The organism is Phormidium sp. CCY1219, assembly GCF_035615515.1.
Lineage (GTDB): Bacteria > Cyanobacteriota > Cyanobacteriia > Cyanobacteriales > Laspinemataceae > CCY1219.
In genome coordinates this window covers 1-21,750 of record NZ_JAJENT010000735.1, presented here as the reverse complement: position 1 = coordinate 21,750, position 21,750 = coordinate 1, and the positions used below count along the sequence as shown (strand labels likewise).

The window sequence follows — 21,750 nt, the reverse complement described above, 5'->3', positions numbered from 1 at the left end:
TGGGGAAAAGCGCCTTTAAAAGTCCGACTTTGGACTCTTTAAGAATCCCTCGGATTTATCCGTAGGGAGTATCAAGTACTTAAATTCCGAAACTGGTTCTTTAGTTAGAAAAAGCGTTGCCTTACAACTCTTTGAATTTCTCAAAGAACATCCCGGCGACAACGACCTTCATCTGGTCGCTCATTCCCTCGGAAGCGTTATTTTATGGGATATTTTATTCTCGGATAAGTTTAGCAATTCAGATCCGGCGGTTTACATTCGCGATGTTATCAAAGGATTGAGTCCCGCCGATAAAGGAAGAAAAGTTTATCTGCGAAGCCTGACGACAATGGGTTCGCCCATTTTATTTTTCGATCGCCTGTTGGGGATTGGGTCTCAAAAAATCGACCAGTTTGCCAGTCACTATATCAAGCAACCTTTGCGGTGGATTAATATCATTAACGCCACGGATGTGTTTGCTTATCCGCTTTATTCCAGTTTAAATCTTCAGTCGTCTCATCTGTTTTTTAAGGATAAGTATCTCGAATCCCAGGATATTCTGCAAAAAAGCTTGGGGGATGCAGGAATGGCATTCGGATTAGTGCAAAACCATACCCTGTACTGGAAAAGTACGAGTGTTTCCCATCTGATTGCGGCTAATCTTTTGGGGGATTATCGGGTACTCGACTCGGAGAATCACTGGACGATTTTTGATGGATCTGTGTAAGCAAAGGAGAGTTCGCCGTGGGGAGTGCAAACTAAAAGCGCGATCGCACCTCTCTGGACAGTTCGCTGCTACTTTCTTTCCCCATCAGCCGCCGATCGATGACCCAAATCGTCTGAGTTGCTTTTTGACCTCCGCGATCGCCCCTGCATATTGAACCGCTTGACAAAATGTCCACTTCTTCCCTCTAACTCCGCTCAACTCGTTTATGTTGAATTCCAGAACGAGTGAGAGGTTAGATATGAATCGACCCACGTCTGGAATTGCAATGTATTGGCAACGGCTACAAGGGTTAAAAGCCGGCAGAACTTACACCCTTTTACCCCCCGATAGCTTTCAGGCTGTCTGGGAAAAAGCGATCGGTCAGCCAACCTATCAAGACTGGAAAACATTATTAACTCGAGAAGCAAATGCTCTGGCTTACGGACAGGGTTCAAATCGTCTGGCCATCTTATTAGGCGATTCGATAACGATGTGGTTTCCCTCAGAACTCCTTCCCCAGGGAAGACTTTGGCTCAACCAAGGCATTTCTGGAGATAATACCAATGGAATTTTAAAGCGATTGTCCGCCTTTTCCATCACTCGACCTCATGCCATCTATATTCTAGCCGGCATTAACGATTTGCGCCAGGGTAAATCCGATACCCTAGTCATTCACAATCTCTACCAAATTATCCGAGAACTGCGATACCAACACCCCACCGCCCAGGTCGTTTTGCAGTCCATTTTACCCACTCGCTTACCTTCCCTTCCAAATACCCGAATTTCCGGAATCAATCGCGAACTCGCCGCGATCGCCAAACAACAAAACGCCACTTTTCTCGACCTGAATTCCTCCTTTACCAACTCAGACAATATTTTACGCCGCGACTGCACCACCGATGGATTGCATTTGAGCCGACGGGGATATGAAGTTTGGCAAAAAGCCCTCCATCAAGCGGAATCCCGATTGTTGCTCAATCGCGATCGTCGCTATCAACAATGGTTGCAGCAAACCCCGACTTTTACCCTTTCTGGCCGAGAATATCGCTGGATTCCCTATCGCGTTCGACCCGGAGATACATTGGAAGACTTGGCGCGCAAAACTCTTGGTTCTGGCGAGGTTCACTACTATGATTTAATTGCCCTGAGAAATAACATCAATGGAGAATTGATAGAGAGCGATCGCACCATTTACATCCCTCAAATTTCCTCCACTTGATTCTACCATTTTTCCATGTTTCACTAGAAAAAATCCGGCATCCACGGTGGCGAACCCGCAAAAATTTCTGTGGCCACAGAAACAGCATTGGGCGTACCTTCCAGATGTCCCGCCAGTTGCAGTTGATAGGGTCTATACAACCCACTGTAGAGAGGAGACAATCCGCGCGGATCCAGGCGTAAATCGCCGCGTCCCCCAGGGGTGACTTTTCCTCGACCCCCGGAAACAGTTAGGATAAATTTACCGTTATTTTCCGGTAGCAGGGTATCGCGAACTTCTAAGTGCAATTCGGCATTTAACGTCACGGGGTATCCGCGTTGTTCTAGAGCAATTTTCACATTAACAACTCGCATAAACCAGCGTTCTAAATGCGTAATTTTAGCGGTTTGCTCTGGCAAGAACAACAGCAACGAATCCACCGAAGAACCGCGCCAAGTTGCAGTGCTAATTTGGGAACGGGCATCGCCGAGAAAAGTCCACAACCGACGGGCAGCGGCGGGAGTTAATGCCACCCAATCCAGGACGACTAATTTAACACCTTGAGCTGTGTTTTTTTGGGTAAAAATAATATAGCCTTCCGGTTGGTTGGGGTTGCCAACTAAATCGGCATAAACCACTTCATCGCCTTTCGGTTGCAAGATCTGTTGCCAGATGGCAAAATTGCGATCGAGATTGCCGTTGTAATGAAGGGCTTGTTGGCGGTAAATGGGTGCAAAGACTTCGGCGTGAATCGATTCGACGCGATGCAGGGGAAGCGTGCGATCGCGCATCTGAATGCTATCCAGGGTCACTTCCCAATCACAGAACTCACCGGCTTGTTCGTATCCCACTTTCCGATAAACCCGTTGGGTGGCGGCGTAAAGGGTGGAAAGTGCTATCCCTTGGCGATGCAGTTCTCCTAGGGTGTGAGTGAGTAATTCTACCGCAGCACCGGTACCGCGATCCTCCGGTAATACGCCAACGGCGGCGATACCTGCCATTGACACGCGATCGCCCCCCCACCACTGTCCCATGTGATAAATACCCAACCCGCCCACGATCGCTCTGCCTTGACGCAAGATGCGGAAGTTCTCCCCCCCAATGCGATCGCGATACTTGTCCCATTCATTTAGTGGCAGGTTAAAACACTGACAGAGAACCTCTCCCAGGCGATCGGTTTCTTCTGAGTTCGATAGAGTTCCAAATTGGCGCAGTTCGTTCATTGCAAGGTTAGGGGTTGGGGTTAGTAATTTCGCAGGCATTCAGGACAATCAAAACCGATTCTCCACCGAGGGCAAAGAGCCACAGAATTTCGGAGCTTGCTTGAGTGCTTCCTGGCAATACTCTACAGTATAAATCAGGAAATCGCTGCTTGAGAAAGCAATTGGAAAATTCACTGCAACTCCAGAGGGCAGGCACTTCCACAGTCCCCAGCTTCGGAATCGCTGCCCTTCCAGAAAGCGTAAGTATTTTGATGCAGGGTTCCGGGAAAGAGAGCGGTTGTCCATCATGGTTTTCAGTTTGCAATTCGCAACTTTTGGGGCAACCGACTGGGGTGAGAGGGGCGAGACATTTTCCAGGCGATCGGGGTAAGGGACACTGGATCCATAAATTTTACTGTGGTGTGAAGAACAGGACTATATTTTAGTGACAAAAAATCGCAAGTCTATGCCCGTTCACCTGGTAGAGCATATTGCTTTAAAGCATCATGTCCCTGGAATTTTTATTTTGAGTCCCAAATTAAGTATTGGGGAAAACCTCGAACAATTGCTATTGATTGCTGAAGGTTCATTTGAGGATGAGTATCAAGATAGAATAGAATTCCTGCCCCTATTTTGACGAAAAGTTGTTGAGTCTGGCGTTATGTTTCTAAAAGATAGCGTTTCTCATGTTCGTGAAGTACGAAAATTTTTGGGGATTACCGCCCAGGCGAGGTTGATAATCGTTACTGAATCGGTTAAAGGCGGAGCAAGGGAACGAGTATCGCAACAGGAGGTGGGCGAGAGTGCGGTTCGTTCGCAGTGGCAATCTGCTGCTACTCGATTATGCCCTTTGTTGCTTTGTAGAGTGAGAGCATTCTTATTGGGCATACAAACTCGCCCGAGAATATGCTGAGGACTACGAACCGAGCTACGGCACCGGGCTGATTCCCTCTTCCGCACCAAAGTTGCTCGATATCGCGGAGTTTTGGTGTCAGTATTATTTCGGTCAGTCTTTGCGCGATCGCTTCCCAAAACTGGTGCCGCATTGAACGCTCATCGACGCCGAAACTGTCGGCGGGGGAGTGCAAGCCATCCTGTCGGTGGTTTCCAATGTTTCCACCTGCGCTATGAGAACGGGAGAAGAGTCAGCTCCACCCCAAACCAGAGGGAGCGTCTGCGAAAGTTGATGAAACAACATTCCCCTAATCAGATGGTGCTGAAGACCTTCAAAATGATTATCCTAATCATTACGAGTGAACCGAGCGCTCGACGAAAGTAGTTGACGCCATCGAAAATCTCCAGCCACGCCCAGGGAAACCAAGAACTAAAGGCTATGGTATCTAGAGCCGCATGCAGATTGCCGCTAGGCACGACGAAGGTGAGTAGGGTGGTGGCGATCGCATCTCTGTCGGTTGTGAGAAAGCTTGCCAAAACAAGCGCACCGAGATTGCTGCCAGTGCGGTAAAGGAAGGAGAATTTGCGTTATGAAATCTAAGCGACGCAGCAGTAATTCCGCGTGGGGCGGTTGCGGTAGCGTTGCTGGGTGCGGGGCATTAAGCTCGGTTGCGGTGGAAGTCGGTTCGGGTAAATCGATGCACAGTTCCCTCATTTTGGCTCCCTGACGGGTTTCTACACTCACCAACATGCTGGTGGTGTGTCATTAGCTTAACGGGTTGATGAAGCGATCGCCGATGATTCGAGTTTCCTGCGGGGGGTGGAGGAGTTGGGTGTGCCCGCGATGTCGGTGGGGCGATCGCATTCGCAAACTGTCCCCAGTGGCATTCGAGTGCTTATCAGCAACTTGTTACTCTATCGATTCTCGCAGATGTTCTTCGATTCTATCGCCTTGAGTCCAGAATATTGCGGATGTAGATCTCATGCTTCCAGACATATCTTTGTGGCTCCTCAGTTTGGGCATGGTGGATATCAACAATACTATTGTTTATTTTCAATCTGTAATACTTCCTCGGCATGCAACAATTCTTTACATATAAACTCCCTTTTTTTACCCAGATGAGATTAAAACGATCTAAGATAATGAAAAGCAATTGTGCTGGACAGAAAGAGAACAACAGTAACAATTAATACAAGCGGGGGGCATCTTCATTATAAACAAGAAGGTGCAAAGGCCAGTGAATCAGTTCAGTAAAAGTCAGCCAGGGATGTAAGCCTATGCAAGACCAGTTAACGGAATTACTCCAACAAATTGAGGATTTGGAAGAATCTTTTTCCCACCTAAAGAGTCGGCTGTCTGAAGCGACAAAAGCCTTTCAAGACTCCGAGATTCCTCTATCGCAAGAACTGATTGCAGCACTTGCCACCAGCCGCAACCAGTTTGAAGAACTGCGCGCCAACGTGCTAAAAGAGATAAAATCATCCGGAGGTTCTCCGGTTCCAGGAGCCAATGAGATTGTTTCCCTAAGGGAACTCCACTCGTTGTTAGAACAAGCGGTGGCACGGGCAAACCAGCAAAAGGCAGAAGTAGAGACAATCCGCCAAAGTGCTTTGTCCGTTCTGGAGCGGGTCTTGGCGATTGATTATAGCGAAAACGACTTTTCACCCTTGCGGGAATGCCAAGAACAAGCCCGGGAACTGCAACGAATCATTTCAAAACAAGAAACCAACCTACCTACAGAAGCAGAAACGTTAGCCTCGGGAATACATCCCTTAGCCGCACTGCTGAGGCTGATTTCACAGCGAGACTCTCCCAACTACAAGCTTGTGGAAGAACTCCAGAGTAAAGTGGCGCAATCGTTTGGGATGCCTCTGGCGATCGCAGCATTGACAGGAAAACTCATTTTAGCCTCCCAGTCAGAGTCAATTCCTAAGGAAAACAAGCCTGTTGACACCAACGTTCAAACTCAAAAGAGTACCCAGGCACCCAAGTCTAAAACAGATAATAGCCCAGAATCAACTGTAGTAGTTCAGATAACCCACGAGGCTGAGGAATGGCCACCTGTTAAGCAGTCTAGTTCCCAAGCACCCCCATTACCCTCACCTCAAACCCACTCTGAAGTAACGGATAAACAACTGACCGACGTACAAGAGATTGCTGCATCTATATTAAACAGCAATGTTGCAGAAAATGCCCTAGCCCTACATTACCTGATTTGGCAATTGCTGCGCGAGGATCAACTCAGTTTAGCATTTCATTTAGGGCGTTGCTTGGAGAATCAATTCCGCGAGTTACAGCCAAGACTTCCATCATGGTTAATTCGAGGAGTCGCCCTTGGTCGTCATGTGCGATATGACCTAGGAGTTGGAGAAATTGCCAACATCTTGATGGAAGACTTCGCCAACTTTAGCGATCGCTATTTCATCGAAAATGAGGGGGAGTGGAATCAGAGCCTCAGTTTACTGTTAGCTGCTTCAGCATTGCGCCCCGCATTGCTCGCGCCAAATACCAACGCCTCGAATATCTTAAATTATCTTCGACTGGGAGAAGGTCTGAACCAACTTTTTGAATACTGCCAAACCATAGCCAATTATGGGAACCAGCGTTGTGCGCTGAATACAGCAGCCATCAAAAAAGTCAGAAATCAAAAAGCGTGGGAATCTGACATGAAGTCCCTGCGTCAGGAAGTAGAAGAATGGTGGTCACAAGCCCCACTGTTAGACATGATCTATGGATTGGCCAAGGCTGTGTGGAAGACATGGCTCAAACCAGAGGGAAGGGTTTACTCTCTGCTGATACCGATTAGAGACAATGATGCCAATCAACTGGAAACGGTGAAAGGAGCGGTAAAGCTATTATCTTCCGAGTCTCAAATTGATGCAGAAGTTAAAAGGACGCAGAAAAACTTAAATGCTGCTAGTCGTGGTGCGAGTATCGTAACAGGTAAGGCATTGAGTAGAATTCACCTTCATGTGAAAGATGCTGTTGATTTTGCACGGCGCTGGATCGAGCTTCAAGAATCGCGAACAGACATAGAAAATGACTTTTCGCAAAAGCAAGCACAGCAGATAAAGCAAGACCTTTCAAGTCGGCACGATGCAGTTTTAGAAGAGCTAGAATCTTTTGTTGCCAAGCAAAATTCTCTATCAGTTATAGCCGGGATTTCCTGTTGTCAAAAGGCAGTAAAAGACATTCGAACTCTCTTCGATCCAACTGCGCCGTTACCCACAGGCGAACCCAAACTGAAGTATCTGCTCAATGCAGAACTTCTCAAAATCAAATCCCTTCCTCTGGATGACGATTGGGAAGTGGAAGTTCCCATCGATTATTCGTTGCTCGATAAAATTTTGCGTTTGATTGCTCAATCTTATTCAGATTGGCGGCAAAGCTTCGAGAATCAAACGGATAGTCGCAATCACGAAGCAACCGAGCGAATTATCGAGTATCTTCAGAATTACCCAGAAGCCTCCATCAACATTGATGAATTGGAAGAGGTACGGATAGAAAGTTTAAAAGAATGCCGAGACAGCTTAAAAAGAGATGCAAAGGAAACTAAAAGTCAGATAGAAGGTGCGGTGGCATTTGGAATTTTACAGGAAGCTGACCGGGCTAAATACGCCGCTAAAATCGTAGAGATTGAAAATAACTTTGATGAAATTCTTCGGTTCGATCGCAGCCACAACCAACTCGATCGCATAAAATCTTCAATTCAAGACCAAAAAACAATCGCAATCGAGCATGTCAGAAACAGACTGGAGTATTTATCTATATCGGAAAAACATCCCAATGCTCGACGCATTAGCGAGCTGTTGGACAAAGGCGATGTCCTAACGGCCAATGAATATATAGATATGGTGAATCGTGGGAATGAGCTTCCAGAAACCAAACTAGAGACAGATACGTTTAGTGACTTTTTCCCAAAAAAAGCAATTGAAATTGGCGAATTCATGGAAGATATACCCGGTCCAGGAATTGCCATAAAAAAAGTGCGCGATCGAGACCGATTTTGTAATATTGATTTGCGGCGTCCGACTGGCGCTCAAACTGAGCGAGCTGCGGAAATGCTAGAAGCATGGTTTAATGCCAAAAGAGTGGGTACAGGAAGAAATTCGCAGCCAACAATCGATGAGAATGATGCCAGAACAATTTTAGAAAGCCTCGGTTTTAATCCCGTCAAAATTGAAGTTACTCCATCCTTGGGGAAAACTTGTTTGATTCATCTAACCACCAAAGTCATTCGAGACCAAGAGTTATGCCCGGTTTATACCTATGGTTCGGCGGCGAACGGACAATACCGAATTCTTTGCGTATGGGGAAGACCCACTGCAGAAGACATCATCAATGATGTTGGCAAAACCACACATGGTTCTCCCGCATTCGTGTTCTTTTTCGGTCGCTTGACAGAGCGGTGGCGTAGAGAACTCGCTCGAACCTGTCGGGAACGCCGTCGGACATTTGTTTTGATCGACGACATATTAATGCTTTACCTGTGTGGCGAAACCGGTTTACGACTTCCGACTCTCTTTCAATGTGCTTTGCCTTTTACATTCTTGGAACCTTACACAACAACTGCTGGACTGGTTCCACCTGAGATTTTCTATGGTCGCAAGCAAGAGCGGGACTCCATTATAGACCCGATGGATTCTTGCTTTATTTATGGGGGGCGGCAGTTAGGGAAAACTGCATTATTGCGTTCTGTAGAACGAGAAGTCCACGCACCGGAAGAAGGAAGAATTGCCTATTGGCTGGATTTAAAAGCCGCTGGAATTGGGATTCAAAGGTCTATCGAATATCTTTGGAGCCTGCTTGCCGATGTCTTTAAAAATTTAGGAGTGGTTCCCTCCACCACCCCATCAAATGCAGGCGCAGAAACGTTGTTGCAACATATTACCAACTGGCTGGAACAAGATAAAAATCGTCGAATTCTTTTATTGCTAGATGAAGCGGATAAGTTCCTCGAATTAGATGGCGCGGAAATGGCAAAAACCAATCGCGGAAAAGGTGGATTCATTCAAACCAGTTATTTGAAAGGATTGATGGATCGAACGGAACGTCGGTTTAAGGTGGTGTTTGCTGGGTTGCATAACGTACAGCGCACCACCAGGTTAGAAAATCAACCCTTAGCCCATTATGGCACTCCAATTTGCATCGGTCCTTTATTGGACAACGGGGAATGGCGGGAAGCCAGAAACTTGATTAAACAACCGTTTGCGAGTATCGGGTATGAATTATCCGACGATTTGGTAACGCGAATTTTGTCGCAAACCAACTACTATCCCAGCTTAATTCAGCTCTACTGCCAGGAGTTGCTCCGAGATGTTAATAAGAATCATCTAAGGAAATTCAATCCCAACACCACCCCTCCCTATCAGATTACGGAGAGTCAAGTGGATGAAGCCTATCAAAGCCAAAATCTTCGCAAAGCGATTCGCGATCGCTTTATGTGGACATTGCAACTGGATCAACGCTACGAGGTGATTGCCTATATCATTGCTTACGAATCTCTCGAAAGCAACCAAGGCATGGTAGAAGGCTTTTCCGTTTCCTGGCTGCGCGATGCCGTTCTAGATTGGTGGCCGGCAGGGTTTCAAGACAAGAAAACCGATGAAATCCGTGCTTTATTAGAAGAAATGGTTGGTTTAGGGGTGTTAAGAGAGAGCCGAGATGACTATTATGCCTTGAGAAGTCCGAATGTAGTCTTGCTTTTAGGGACGAAAAAGCAAATTGAAGAGGAACTTCTCAAAGAACGCGAAGCTCCTCCAGAATTTAAACTCGGAACCTTTCGGTCGGCTTTGCCAAACGATATTTCTCGGCGCAGTCCTTTAACAGTTCAACAAGAATCCATCTTGCGCCAACGTAAAAATGATGTCTCCATCATTTTTGGTAGTTCGGCTCTCGGCTTAGAGGAAATGAATGATTTCCTAGTTTCAGCAGTTGGTTCGGAATTCTTTATACCCCTTGAAAAAATTTCCAATTTGAAATCTTTTACCAAACATTTAGAAGATATTAAGAACAATCGTCCTCGAGAAGTTGAGGGCACCAACATTGTTCTGGTGTCTGCAGATTGTGAGTGGAACAAAGAGTGGGTAGATACTGCACTTAAAAGAGTTAGAAAACTCACTTCAAAGAAATCTTTCGTCCGAATTTGCTTTATGGCAAATCCTCGAAAAACCTGGGAATTATTTAGTCAACCCAACCGAGAAATTGAATCCATAGTTTCTAAGGGAATAATTATCAATCCCTGGCACGATGATGCACTGCGACAATGGCTGGAAGATGGAAACTTTACTGCGAGGGATAAAGAAAGCCGAGCAAAAATAACTGAAGTTACCGGAAACTGGCCGCTACTTCTCAAACACTTTTATCAAAAATGTCAGGCAGATCTAACTTCTTGGGAACACCATTTAAAAACCGTGGAAAACTCCCTCAACGATGCCGATTCTGCTCGTTATATCCGGGAGTTAATGGGTCTAGAAGACGTGGGCACAGAAATCCAACATGCATTAAGTGTTTTAAAAACTCTGGAAGAAGCATCGGCAGAGGATTTAATTGGAATTGAGGAAGGGATATCAGAGGACATTGTTCGGCAAACGCTTGAGTGGGCAAGACACCTTCATTTAGTCCTGCCAAAAGGTAATGGTAACTGGCGCGTCGATCCTCTTTTAGCTCGGGTTCTTACTGCGATTGAAGAATAAAACCTTATGGATCGTTTTTGGTGGCAAATCCCTGGCCCAAATCAATATGTTGCCGATATCGTTCAAGACCTCATCGACGGAAAAAATGTCGTTCTCTGTTTGCCAAAACATATGCCTGCTGGTCTCTCTAGTGCTGTTCGGTTGGAAATCGGGGAGGAGTGGCATTGGCAAACTTTCTCCCTGCTAGAGGAAAATGAAACTGAACCCGTTCATCAACTCTTTAATATTTTTGTTCGAGAGATTAGCCCCACGGAAATTCGCAACGCCCGTACCCTGGCACAACATCAGGATTTTGGCGGAAAAATTATCTGGATTGAGAATCTAACACCACCTCTTTGGGGGCCTTGGAAAAAATTCCTCACGAACTACGAACAGTCTTGCCGATCGGTTTCTAAATGGAATCGCACCCTCTTTTGCGTGCCATTAATCGGTGATTTGGCAATCGACCCCCCGAGGGAGGATGTCTGTCTGTCTCATCATTATTGGCGTGGAGTGGTCGATCGCCTCGATATCTTGCTATTTACTGCCCACCTTTTTTCCGGTAAACAACTCTCTGACCTGCAAAAGCAGGTTGCTATCTCAGCGATCGCGAATTTAGCTCTATGGGATCCGAATGTTAGTGAGTGGTTGGCTTACGAAAGTCTAGAACATATTCTTAATCCCCTGCCAATTCTTCTAGAAATTGGCCAATCCCGTTGCTGGTGCGATGAAATGATTAGCTCGGGGTCTGACTCCTGGCATAGAGGTGTGAAAGATATAATAGAGGGAGAAGAAAAAATTCATTCTGCTGCTTTGGCATTCAATGACTCAACGAAAGAAATTGACCGCAGAATATGGAGCGCTCAAGTGGGTGTACTGTTGCCATTTGTTGAAGAAAGACGACAAGAGCTTCTGTCAACCTGTAAGGATATTTTAACGGTACCGTTTCAAACGAATTTTGGTGTAATCTCAGATCTGCGCGATCTAGAAATCGGACATATTGAGTATCAACTCAACAGTAATCTGGCAGGGAATCGCAACATAAAGCGACTGGCTGAACAGCTCAAAGACATCAGAAATGCTCTTTCTCATTTAGAACCAATTAATCACCAGCTTTTACTGTCTCGGGAAATAAATGATTGGCGTCGTATATTAGGAAAATAATACCCCCAGTCTGCGGTAGACAATTAGCCAGCGATCGCCCTTTTAAAACTTCAGCCAAGGAGCGATCGCGGTTCTATATGTTTAATTTTTCTGTTTCGTCCCTCAACCAAAAGGCGATCGCCTCCTTATGGCACAATAGTGACAGGGTTTTCTTCCCTAGCTCCATGAGGACAAGGCTAACAAGGTGGTGCCTATCCACACTCAGGACGCCAAAAAATGTTCCTCCGGGCTGAATGGTTCCATCTGTTCCCCCGGTCCGGTTTTCCTGGAGAACCACAGAAGCCCCCTTTTCGGATACAATCCTCTAATGTAAAGTTTTGTTACAAACCGTGACGCCTGCCGTAAAACTTGTCGGTAGGGTCAGAGAAAAGCAGTAGAAGCTCGTGAGGGGGAATAACCGAGAACTGGAATGAATAAGGCACAGAGCAAAAGCGCGGACGAAGAAATGCAACGGTATGCCCTAGAGGCAAAACAGCATCCGCAACACAGTAAGGAGCGACAGATCGCGCTCACGAAATTAATTGAAGCCCTGGCGCGCTCTGGAAAACTATCGCGCCCCCGCAAAGGTGAATTTGTCTCGGTTTATGAAGATATCTATGCAGAGGCTCTTTCTCTCCTATGGCTCTTTATTTGTGAAAACATTGATAAATACGATCCGCAGCGAGCTTCAGTTATAACCTGGGTAAATTACCTACTGAACAAACGATTTATAATTGAAGCAATTAAAATAGTTGTTGGGAAAAAGGAGGTATTGCGAAGTGACACCTTGGAGATAGAATTTCTTCCCCACCGTAGCCGGGAACCTTCCATGTCGGAAGTCCTCAGACAGTACCTGCAAGAGGATCCGCAACAGGTATTTACCAACAAATCCCTGGTCAACCGTCCGGATGTTAATTTCAAGCAAATCGCACTGGCTCGGTTGTCAGGAAAAAAATGGAAAACCATTTCCGCCGAACTTGATGTCAAGACTTCCACGTTAAGCGACTTTTATCAGCGATCGCTCAAAGAATTTAAGCCTCTTTTCCAAGAAATCTTGACCAATGACTATTAAACATTCCACGGTTATCAAAGCAATGAAAAGTAACCAGGTTTCGATGAATTTTACCGTACCGCTGACCCCCAGTTTCCATCAAGTAGCCGAAAAATTTCGCCAACAGCAATTGAATCCAGCGAAGGGAGAACAGGTGTATCGCAATACTTTAGCGGTACTGGCGGTTAATTTTTACTGTAAATGTATGGGGATTCCCACAAATTTAGAAGCAAGCGATAGCTGGAATCCGGTGTTGCAAAGCTTGGCTGATGTGGCAGATTTAGAATTAGAAAGCCTGGGCAAAATAGAATGTCGTCCCGCCTTAGCGCAGTCGGAGTGGGTGGAAATTACCCAGTCGGTTTGGGAAAATCGAATCGGCTATATTATTGTAGAGATTTCTGCTTCGATGAAAGAAGCAAAGTTGCTCGGATTTACCTCCAGAATAGCCACGGAGGAATTGACAATTGGCGAGTTGAAAAGTCTAGAAAATTTTTTAGACTGCGTTCACCAATTGAGGGAAAATAAACCGATTCACCTAAGTGAATGGCTGCGCGGGATTTGCGATCGCGGGTGGGAGAGTGTAGAACGCATATTAACACCGCAAACAATGGAACTGGTGTGGAATGTGCGGGATGGGAAAAGCAGTGTAAAGCGAGGGAAAGTGATAGATGTGACGCGGGGCGGCGATCGCGTGGCACTGGTGGTGGGGATGAAGCCAACTTCAACTTCAGAAATGGATATTTGGCTGGAGGTTTATCCCACCCCAGAGCAAAGTCATTTGCCCCCAGATTTGCAAGTTATGGTTCTCGATGACGATGGAGTCGCGGTGATGCAAGCTTGCGCGCGCAGCACGAAAAATATTCAACTTAATTTTAGTGGCGAACCGGGGGAACGCTTTGGTATTAAAATAGTGCTAGGCAATACGAGCATCACGGAAGCCTTTATCATCTGATGCAAACCAGCCACTCTAGGGGAGAGTCTCATGGGTAAATTAGCGATCGTCAGATTCGACGGTGATTTTGATACGGTGGGCTTTCGCGTCACCCTTGAAATTGGACCGGAGGGCGATCGCCCTTCCACAGAAATTCCGGGGAGATTACCGCCAGCACCCGAGCTGAAAACCCTACTGGAGCAATGGGAAACAAAGTATCGCAATATCGACGCAGCGCGCGGGATAAAGCCCAAGCAAATTATTTACAACGGATCGATTAATCAGAGAATCGAGGAATGTCGCGCCGCCGCAAACCGACTGAGTGAGGGTTTCCAGGAATGGTTAGAGGCGAAAGCGTTTCGCCCCATTGACCGCACTCTGCGAGAAGAGTTAGCTCGAGATGAAGCAACCCGGATTCTGATTCGCAGCGAAAATCCGCAGATTCAAAAACTGCCTTGGCATTTGTGGGACTTTTTCGAGCGCTATCCGCAAACGGAACTCGGATTGCTTCCTCCCTACGCGCAACGGATAAAGACCGCACCACAGCGCCAAGGAGCGGTCAAAATTTTAGCAATTCTCGGCCATCAAGAAGGCATTAATGTAGAAGCCGATCGCCAATTACTCGAAAATTTACCCAATGCGCGGGTCACTTTTCTGGTGGAACCGAGTCACGAACAGATTAATGACCAATTGTGGCAACAAAGTTGGCAAATTTTATTTTTTGCCGGACATAGCACTACCGAAGGCGATCGCGGCTGCATTTATATCAATCCCACAGAGCGCTTAACCATCGCTGACTTAAAATACGGATTGAAAAAAGCACTCGCTGGCGGATTGCAATTTGCCATTTTTAACTCTTGCGATGGGTTGGGGTTAGCCCGAGAACTGGCTCAATTACACATCCCTCAAACGATTGTCATGCGCGAACCGGTGCCCGATCGCGTAGCCCAAACCTTTTTGAAGTATTTTCTCCTGGCATTTTCTGGGGGCAATTCCTTCTATCTCGCAATGCGAGAAGCCCGAGAACGATTGCAAGGTTTAGAAGGGGAATTTCCTTGTGCGACATGGTTGCCGATCGTTTGTCAAAATACAACGGTGGTGCCGAAAAATTGGGCAGAATTAGTGGCCGCCCCAACGGTTGAACGGGTTTCGGGAAACTGGGAGGGAAAATTATCCCGCTCTCCCTGGACAATTCCTTTTATTCCCTCCCCCCCTCAACCCTGGATTCATAGCTGGCGGAAACCTACAGCTATCCTATTCCTGTTAGCACTCTGTATCTGGGGCGGGCAAGTTGTGGCACCAAAACTGGCGACGACGATTAACAATCGGGCGTTTGAAGATTTTCAAGCCGGTCGCTGGCGCGAATTTCAGCCACAAATACAGTTGGCGATCGCCCTCGACCCGCACAATGCAGCCGCCCATTACTCTCGAGGATGGAGTTGCGAGCAAGTCCGAAATTTTGACTGTGCCCGAACTCACTATCAAATTGCCGCACGATATGGTTTTGCCGCAGCCTATAGCCAGTTAGCGCGGCTCTCGATCGTTGAAGATGGAGATTACGATGCAGCCGTTGAAATGAGCGGGCGGGGGCTGCAATTCGCGATCGAAGTGCCGGTAAAATATGCCTTGCATAAAAACCTAGGGTGGGCCAGACTGGAGCAAGGCCGATATGAAGAGGCTATACAACAGCTCCAAATGGCAATTGCCCTGGATGACGATCGCGCTGCTGCATATTGTTTGATGGCTCGAGTGCTAGAGCGATCGGGGGTCAGCACGGAAACACTCGTGCAGTGGGAAATGTGCTATAATCTAGCCAATCCGCAGGACTTCGATGAGGATCGGTGGTTGGGAATGGCTCGCAAGCGCTTGTTTCCCCCTCCATCCCCTTCCCATTTTTAGGGGGTAACGGATTTCGGGCAGGGATATTTATTGCCATTGGGATCGGTGCAAGTCCTTACTGAATTATCTGGCTCCGTCTGTTCGACATTATTTTCTTTCATCCCGGAGGAAATTTTTGATGTGAGTTCACTGGATAAAGAAGGTTGATTCACGGCCAAGCTTAACAGAAATAGCGAGCCAATAAATTGCAAGGGTTTCATTTCTATACTTCCTTTTCTACTCTTCGCAGAACCCAGTAAATCTGCTCTTTAATTTGCATTGCGCCGCAGAATTACTGTCTTTGTCGTTCTATATATTTATTGGGAGGATAATCCAAAAAATATGCGGAGCTATCGGAAAAGGTTTTGAAAATTTGGCCGGAAAATTGTTTTTTGAACTTAGTTTGTCGGGTAGGCAGGCACGAAAACCAATGGGCGATCGCCACCTATAAAAGAGGCTCTGCCCACCCGACTATCTCCGATTTCTATACAAATTTAATGGCATGTAAAGAACGCCGAAAAAATTAACGGAGCCATCCGCGCCAGGGATTGACTTCGATTGCACCGGAAGGGCGTAACACTAGATGAAAATTAGCATAATCAGTAGGAGGTTGTTCGGTCAGTAAATTCGGCAGAGGAGTTTGAGCAATAAAATCGGCAGCGGCTACATGCAACGGTTGGTAATCCACGATCGCGCCATTTCGAGCCACCGTCACCCGATAGGCTAAACTCTGTGTAAACTCCACGGTTTGCCAAGCGCGATCGAGCTGCGCGTAGAGGATTTGATTTAACTGTGCCAATGTCTCGTCCTCGATAATTTCTATCGGAATCTCTACAGGAGAGGGTGTGGATGTGGGTGTGGGAGAAGATGGAGGGTTGACATGGGCAGATACAGACCACCATTTAATCGTTTTATCCCCACTGGCACTGGCAAAATGTTTTCCATCGGGACTCAATGCCACTGACCACACGGGTTTGGCATGAGCGAGGAACGTCTCGATTTCGTTTCCGTCTGATACATTCCACAGTTTCACCGTGCGATCGTGACTGCCACTGACTAAGATGCGGGCATCGGCACTCAATGCCAGGGATAGCACGGCACGAGTATGTCCTGTCAGGGTTTGCAACAAGCTGCGATCGCGGCTGCGCCAAAGTTTAATGGTTTTGTCATCACTCCCACTGGCGAAGAAATTCCCATCTGCACTAAATGCAATGGAACGAACCACATCAGAATGAGCTTGAATCGCAAGGGATTTTTTTTGCGTTTCAAGCTGCCAAATGCCAATCGTGCCATCCTCACAACCACTGAGGAGAAATTGCCCATCCGGGGAAAAGGCGAGCGCTCTTACCCAGTCTGCATCCCGAAAACTGGCCACTTGCTGGCCAGTTTCCAGGTTCCAGAGTTGAATCGTTTTATCGGTACTGCCACTGGCAATTAACTTGCCATTCGGTGCGATCGCCACTGCTTTCACATTATCCCTGTGCCCGGTTAGGGTGCGAATTGCTTTCCCGGTTTCCAAGTCCCACAGCTTCACTTGATTGTCCCAACTGCCACTGACGAGATATTTTCCATTGGGTGCGATCGCCAGAGAAGCTACCGCATCAGAATGTGCCGAAATCTCCCGTAGCAGGTTTCCCGTTTTTACGTCCCAAATTTTAATCGTTCCATCATAGCTCCCACTCGCTAATCGCTTGCCATCCGGCGAAATGGCCACTGTATAAACCCACACCGAATGTCCCTGTAAGGTACGACTTGCCGCCGCCATAGACGCTTCAGGAAAACCCGGAAAGAACGCGGGGGTTTCCGATAGAGAGTTTAACCAACTTGTCGTAAAAATTGCCGCCAATCCCGTTCCGCCTAACACTGCAAAAACCCGCAAAAATTTTGGGATAAAAAGCATTTTCGGCATCCTCCCTGTAACTTATATTTACCTGTCAAGATTGTTGATTGATAAAGAGCGGTTTGTCCGGTGGGCAGACACGAGAACCGATAGTCGATATCGGCACTTCTGAGAGTGGCTCTGCCCACCCTACTATCTGCCATTATGTTTGCACGAGTCCATCCCTTTACTTTTTGCGACTTCGCTCTTTCCACCGTCGAATTAAAAACAAAATCGATAGGGTCGGAAGAGAAATGCTGCTGGCTAACGTGACATAAGTCCAATGACCTGCCATTTTTTCCCAAACATGCCAGACCAGCAAAAACATACACCAGTAAGTGAGCTGATGTAAGCGCTTCCAGTTTTTTTTCAGCTTTTTTACGCTCCAATCATTAGAAGTGATTGCCAAAAGAGTAAAGATTGTAAAAGTAGCTACTCCTTGAATGTAAATCCAAGAAGTGTTGATATCCAGCCAGTCAATATTTCGCTTTTTTATCAAAAGGTAGCCATGAGCCAAGGCAAAAATAAAGGCAAGGATTCCCACAGTACGACGATGCTTGAGGAGCAGTTTGGGAATTCCGGTTTGCTTGAATTTTGGAAAAACAACTCGCAGAATCGTCGGCAACAAAGTGATACTGTAGCACAGTAGCGCTACTCCTCCTAAAATATTAGAAACAGGCGCAGCATTAAGCTGTATCATGGTTGATTCTCCTAGAGTTGAGGTAGAGTGCTGTAGGAATTTTGTTTGGGAAGGTCTAAAGTCGTAGGGGCAAGCAATCCGCCCCTACAACGATTCCAGTGGGGTTTAGAAATGTAACGTTGAACCCAAAACACTTTAAACCCCATTCTGGGTGGGCGTTATTCCACACCACCAGAGATATAAAATTGAGCGCGATCCCATACGGCATCTCCCACTTGGCGGCCTAAAGTGCGTCCATTAATATCCCCTTCGTAGAAGTGAATGCCCCCGTAAAGGCGGGAGATACCAGACTCATCGGCGGCGGCGGAAAAAGTGGGCCAATTCAAAGTGACATCAGTGGTTGGAGTGACCCCGGGTTCGATAAAGGAGTCGCCGGTTTCTACGGTCACCGAACCCCCGAACTCATCGGATCCGGTAAAGCGCTGGAGAATTTCCGCCCCGGCGGCACTAAAGGTGCTGTGTCCGGAAACATATTCCGAAAATGGCGGGGTGGGACTGCCAAGGCGCTGATAAGGGTGCCATTCCGCCGCATCGATGGTTTGAATGCCTTCTCCCGGACCGGCCCACACTTCCACCTGTTCTCCGGCAAACAGTTCCCGAATGGCGGTGACGGGTCGCACGTAGTCGTAATGGGTTTTCGCATCCCAGGCGGCGATGCCGGCGTCGAATACGGCATTGCCGAGGGCGAAGAATAGCTGGATGTCTTCATCGAGGGTGTGAGAATCGCGATCGGAGACGAACTGACCGAAGTTCATCCAAGTGCCGGGAGGGAATGAGGTGCCCGCACCATCTTCCCAGAATTCGGCGATAATTTTTTGTTCGTCGGTGAGATTGGCGCTGATGTCCAGGATTTCTCGTGCCCGCTGCTCAAACAGAGGCGTGCCAAATTCCGGGGGCGCTTCGGGACGAAATTGGTCGCCGGAGGATAGACCGAAAGGCGTCACTTCTCCCCACTGCGGCGTGAGGAATTCTTGCACGTCACCGTTGGGGTCGTCGAGGGGCTGTGTCAAGGGTTGCCAGCGGTTCAGATCCGTGACGGTATCGGGGGTATTCACGGCTCGATACCCGGTAATATCGTCGTATCCGTTGAGCTGATTGGAGCCGTCGTTGTGGCGGAATTCGAGTAAGGCTTGGGCAGACAGGCGGCCAATGCCAGCCGGGGTGTTAGGGTCGGTAGAGGTATCGGAGGGGTCGTATCCCAGTTGGGTCATCAAATCATCGAACAACCGCACTTCAGTGGGAAACAAGTCGCGTAGGGTAGTATAAGCAGCATAGCTAGCGGCTTTGCTTTTGTTGAGCGGGTTATTTTCTTCGGCAGAACGTTGCAGGCTGTCGCCGAGTTGGGTGCCGATCGCCGTTTCGTCATAGGCTGCCCAAGCATCGAACATCGCCGTACCCAGTATCCCATAGGCGCGTGAGGCAATGGTAGGACCGGGATTGGTATTGCGAACTGCTTGCTGTACGGCTTCATTCCACAGTGGAACGATGCGCGAATAGGCTTCGCGACCTTCGGATTGGCCAAAAGTGAGGTAGTGGTGGAAGCCACTGCTAAAACCCGCGATCGGATCGATTTGCGCTGCTACATCTGGATTTTCCCACAGGTAAAAGCTTTCGTTAAATAAGGCGCTGGGATTGCGACCTTCGGTTTGACCCATTGCCAGATAATGCTCGAGTCCGGAAGCAAACTGCCCGTTTTGTACGGCAGTGGCTACGTCTCCATATTCAGACAAGTAATATTCTTCGTTAAACCATGCAGTTGGGGTGCGGCCTTCCCCCTGTCCGAATTGGTTGAAATGTTCCAACCCAGATGCCAATCCGCCGTTACTAATAGCTTGAGCTACGTCGGGATAGGCTTGCAAGTATTGGTTTTCGTTGAAGATAGTATCGAGTTCTAACATCTTAGTTACTTCCTGTAATAAAAACAATGAAGGGCAAAAATTAGAACGGTAAAAATCCGCTGACGCAGGAGAATTTATTGAGAGAATTTAGTCAGTGAATTAATCTGTTACCATCAGCAGAGTAATTCCTTCAATGCCCACGGCAAGTGCCTTTTGACTCGGTTCGAGCGTCACCTGGCAGTCCGGGTGATAAAGCTTGGCTGACCAGTAGGAACCTTGACATTTGACTCTTCCCGGCTGTTTGGGCGATATCGCTTCTTCGACTATGGCTGGAACCAACTCGGGAAAAAGTTGGATTTTGTCCCGAGGAAAAATTGCTTTTTGTTGTGTTTTTCGCTTCCGTATAAGTTTCATTGTCCCTTAAAACTAACTTTTCCAAAAATCAACGATTTTTCTAGATTGCCTCGGTCTGCGGTTTGCTTTGTTCTCCTTTTTGCCGTTCAAGGGAGTGTTAGGGACAACTGAAAAATATTATGCGTCAAAGCGCTCAAATTAAGCTTGAAATGAGGGCGAATGCGAAACAGAATAAACTCGCCTTTCCGGATAAGGTGAGGCTTGATATTTGCCTTCTTCTCAGATATTGGGGAATAAAATCAAAAATTATGCGCTGCCCGAGTAAAAAAAATTCCCGAAGTCCGATTTTTGTCTTTCAGGTTGCTTGCTAATCCGGTGGGAATCTATCCCTGATTGAGGAACTTGTCCGGTGAGGTGAGAGAGTTGGCGATGGGTTTCACCTTTGGTGGTGGGGGCTGCATGTTAACGAGGCCCCATACCCGAAACCGATCGCGATTTACCATTGAGGGCTTTTATGTCAACCGGGTAATCCTGGAAATTCAAAACCCATGCCACTCAGAAGCAGCGTATAATTACTGAGTTTTTAAAGTTTCTGTGAAGATGGTACTTTTTATTTGGTTAGAGTAAATTTACAACTGACTCCCACAGAGGGTTGTCTGCGATCGCGGCATTTTTAAAGTTTCTGTGAAGCAGGGGCTTTTTCTCTAGACAAAAGATTCACTCCCGATAGATAATAAGCTTAATTTTCGTTCTGAAATTGTAAATTCTGCGCCAACCCGGTTGGCGGTGCGATCGATTTTCAGAAAAAAACTGTATCCGGCATTACTGTTACGACAAAAAATCATCGAGTTTCCTACATGGGAAAGGAAGGTAATCCATGAGTGCATCGGAACATCAATCATTGTTTGAGGATCCAGTGGCGAGTTTGTCCTTGCCGAGTTCGCCCACAGATCCGCCCCTGTTTCCCGAGAATAGCGATTATCTCTCTCCAAGCGGATTCGCAGAGAATTTGCCGTTGGAGGGGAGCAATCGGAGTGTTAATCTCAATGTCGAGAAAGAAACCGACAAATTGACAGAAGTAGAGGAGAAGTTTACCGAGTGGTTTTTGCAAGATGGCAGTAGCGGCGATCGCCTCCCCACCGACGACCTGCAAACCACCGACAGCAACATCGAGGATCGACTGGAAGACAGCCTCATCGGCAGTGAGGATGGCGTGGAAGGGAACGAAGGCGATACCCTAATTGGCAGCAGCGTCACCTCATCCAGCGAAGAACCCAGCGATACCTTGACATCGCATAGCGGCGACAGGGAGAGCGAATCTG

General features: G+C 47.2%; 16 protein-coding genes. 9 read left to right on the top strand and 7 right to left on the bottom strand.

All coding sequences use genetic code 11. The annotated features are described in order from the left end of the window. Positions 1 to 277 precede the first annotated feature (277 nt). The gene (locus LKK83_RS22320; RefSeq protein WP_324633569.1) at positions 278 to 706 is read left to right on the top strand and encodes a hypothetical protein; all 429 of its coding nucleotides are present in this window, start codon (positions 278 to 280) and stop codon (positions 704 to 706) included. A 31-nt stretch (positions 707 to 737) separates the two neighbouring features. On the opposite strand, the gene LKK83_RS22315 is transcribed toward LKK83_RS22320, so the two are convergent. After that, positions 738 to 872, bottom strand: a complete 135-nt coding sequence (locus tag LKK83_RS22315) for a hypothetical protein (protein WP_324633568.1) — start codon at positions 870 to 872, stop codon at positions 738 to 740. 72 nt (positions 873 to 944) lie between these two features. Between LKK83_RS22315 and LKK83_RS22310 the strand changes: the two genes are divergently transcribed. Further along, positions 945 to 1,904 (top strand): GDSL-type esterase/lipase family protein, encoded by a 960-nt coding sequence (locus LKK83_RS22310; protein ID WP_324633567.1) that lies wholly within the window; start codon positions 945 to 947, stop codon positions 1,902 to 1,904. Positions 1,905 to 1,927: 23 nt separating this feature from the next. Here the strand turns inward: LKK83_RS22310 and LKK83_RS22305 are convergent, their stop codons facing one another. Continuing rightward, complete coding sequence (locus LKK83_RS22305) at positions 1,928 to 3,106, bottom strand: GNAT family N-acetyltransferase (RefSeq protein ID WP_324633566.1); 1,179 nt, start codon at positions 3,104 to 3,106, stop codon at positions 1,928 to 1,930. Positions 3,107 to 3,530: 424 nt separating this feature from the next. On the opposite strand from LKK83_RS22305, the gene LKK83_RS22300 reads away from it, so the two are divergent. Beyond that, positions 3,531 to 3,722 carry a hypothetical protein gene (locus tag LKK83_RS22300; protein ID WP_324633565.1) on the top strand — a complete coding sequence of 64 codons (192 nt, stop codon included), beginning with the start codon at positions 3,531 to 3,533 and terminating at the stop codon, positions 3,720 to 3,722. Positions 3,723 to 4,448: 726 nt separating this feature from the next. On the opposite strand, the gene LKK83_RS22295 is transcribed toward LKK83_RS22300, so the two are convergent. Further along, positions 4,449 to 4,724 carry a hypothetical protein gene (locus LKK83_RS22295; protein ID WP_324633564.1) on the bottom strand — a complete coding sequence of 92 codons (276 nt, stop codon included), beginning with the start codon at positions 4,722 to 4,724 and terminating at the stop codon, positions 4,449 to 4,451. Positions 4,725 to 5,299: 575 nt separating this feature from the next. Here LKK83_RS22295 and LKK83_RS22290 point away from each other — a divergent pair. The 5 genes from LKK83_RS22290 (at position 5,300) to LKK83_RS22270 (ending at position 15,678) form a co-directional block, all read left to right on the top strand. Continuing rightward, complete coding sequence (locus tag LKK83_RS22290) at positions 5,300 to 10,675, top strand: hypothetical protein (protein WP_324633562.1); 5,376 nt, start codon at positions 5,300 to 5,302, stop codon at positions 10,673 to 10,675. A 6-nt stretch (positions 10,676 to 10,681) separates the two neighbouring features. Then, complete coding sequence (locus tag LKK83_RS22285) at positions 10,682 to 11,818, top strand: hypothetical protein (RefSeq protein ID WP_324633560.1); 1,137 nt, start codon at positions 10,682 to 10,684, stop codon at positions 11,816 to 11,818. A gap of 409 nt (positions 11,819 to 12,227) precedes the next feature. Continuing rightward, the gene (locus LKK83_RS22280) at positions 12,228 to 12,869 is read left to right on the top strand and encodes a hypothetical protein (RefSeq protein ID WP_324633559.1); all 642 of its coding nucleotides are present in this window, start codon (positions 12,228 to 12,230) and stop codon (positions 12,867 to 12,869) included. Continuing rightward, positions 12,859 to 13,800 carry a DUF1822 family protein gene (locus LKK83_RS22275; protein WP_324633558.1) on the top strand — a complete coding sequence of 314 codons (942 nt, stop codon included), beginning with the start codon at positions 12,859 to 12,861 and terminating at the stop codon, positions 13,798 to 13,800. Before LKK83_RS22280 ends, LKK83_RS22275 begins: the two co-directional genes overlap by 11 nt. 30 nt (positions 13,801 to 13,830) lie before the next feature. Next, positions 13,831 to 15,678: a CHAT domain-containing tetratricopeptide repeat protein gene (locus LKK83_RS22270; protein WP_324633557.1), complete on the top strand. Its 1,848-nt coding sequence runs from the start codon at positions 13,831 to 13,833 to the stop codon at positions 15,676 to 15,678. 502 nt (positions 15,679 to 16,180) lie between these two features. Here LKK83_RS22270 and LKK83_RS22265 read toward each other — a convergent pair. The 4 genes from LKK83_RS22265 to LKK83_RS22250 all read right to left on the bottom strand — a co-directional run bounded on the left by LKK83_RS22265 (position 16,181) and on the right by LKK83_RS22250 (position 20,488). After that, positions 16,181 to 17,557 carry a WD40 repeat domain-containing protein gene (locus LKK83_RS22265; protein WP_324633556.1) on the bottom strand — a complete coding sequence of 459 codons (1,377 nt, stop codon included), beginning with the start codon at positions 17,555 to 17,557 and terminating at the stop codon, positions 16,181 to 16,183. Between the two features lie 166 nt (positions 17,558 to 17,723). Then, positions 17,724 to 18,236, bottom strand: coding sequence for a ferric reductase-like transmembrane domain-containing protein (locus tag LKK83_RS22260; RefSeq protein WP_324633555.1), 513 nt, complete (start codon positions 18,234 to 18,236; stop codon positions 17,724 to 17,726). Positions 18,237 to 18,394: 158 nt separating this feature from the next. After that, entirely contained in the window at positions 18,395 to 20,134 is a 1,740-nt protein-coding gene (locus tag LKK83_RS22255) for a vanadium-dependent haloperoxidase (RefSeq protein WP_324633554.1), read from the bottom strand. Positions 20,135 to 20,233: 99 nt separating this feature from the next. After that, positions 20,234 to 20,488 (bottom strand): NfeD family protein, encoded by a 255-nt coding sequence (locus LKK83_RS22250; RefSeq protein WP_324633553.1) that lies wholly within the window; start codon positions 20,486 to 20,488, stop codon positions 20,234 to 20,236. A gap of 817 nt (positions 20,489 to 21,305) precedes the next feature. Between LKK83_RS22250 and LKK83_RS22245 the strand changes: the two genes are divergently transcribed. Further along, positions 21,306 to 21,750: hypothetical protein (locus tag LKK83_RS22245; RefSeq protein ID WP_324633551.1), on the top strand; the 445-nt coding region annotated here is incomplete at its 3' end.

Coding starts and splice junctions, on each gene's coding strand:
- LKK83_RS22305 (WP_324633566.1), bottom strand. CDS start 3,106: ATGAACGAACTGCGCCAATTTGGAACTCTATCGAACTCAGAAGAAACC.
- LKK83_RS22275 (WP_324633558.1), top strand. CDS start 12,859: ATGACTATTAAACATTCCACGGTTATCAAAGCAATGAAAAGTAACCAG.
- LKK83_RS22265 (WP_324633556.1), bottom strand. CDS start 17,557: ATGCTTTTTATCCCAAAATTTTTGCGGGTTTTTGCAGTGTTAGGCGGA.
- LKK83_RS22285 (WP_324633560.1), top strand. CDS start 10,682: ATGGATCGTTTTTGGTGGCAAATCCCTGGCCCAAATCAATATGTTGCC.
- LKK83_RS22310 (WP_324633567.1), top strand. CDS start 945: ATGAATCGACCCACGTCTGGAATTGCAATGTATTGGCAACGGCTACAA.
- LKK83_RS22250 (WP_324633553.1), bottom strand. CDS start 20,488: ATGAAACTTATACGGAAGCGAAAAACACAACAAAAAGCAATTTTTCCT.
- LKK83_RS22260 (WP_324633555.1), bottom strand. CDS start 18,236: ATGATACAGCTTAATGCTGCGCCTGTTTCTAATATTTTAGGAGGAGTA.
- LKK83_RS22270 (WP_324633557.1), top strand. CDS start 13,831: ATGGGTAAATTAGCGATCGTCAGATTCGACGGTGATTTTGATACGGTG.
- LKK83_RS22255 (WP_324633554.1), bottom strand. CDS start 20,134: ATGTTAGAACTCGATACTATCTTCAACGAAAACCAATACTTGCAAGCC.
- LKK83_RS22280 (WP_324633559.1), top strand. CDS start 12,228: ATGAATAAGGCACAGAGCAAAAGCGCGGACGAAGAAATGCAACGGTAT.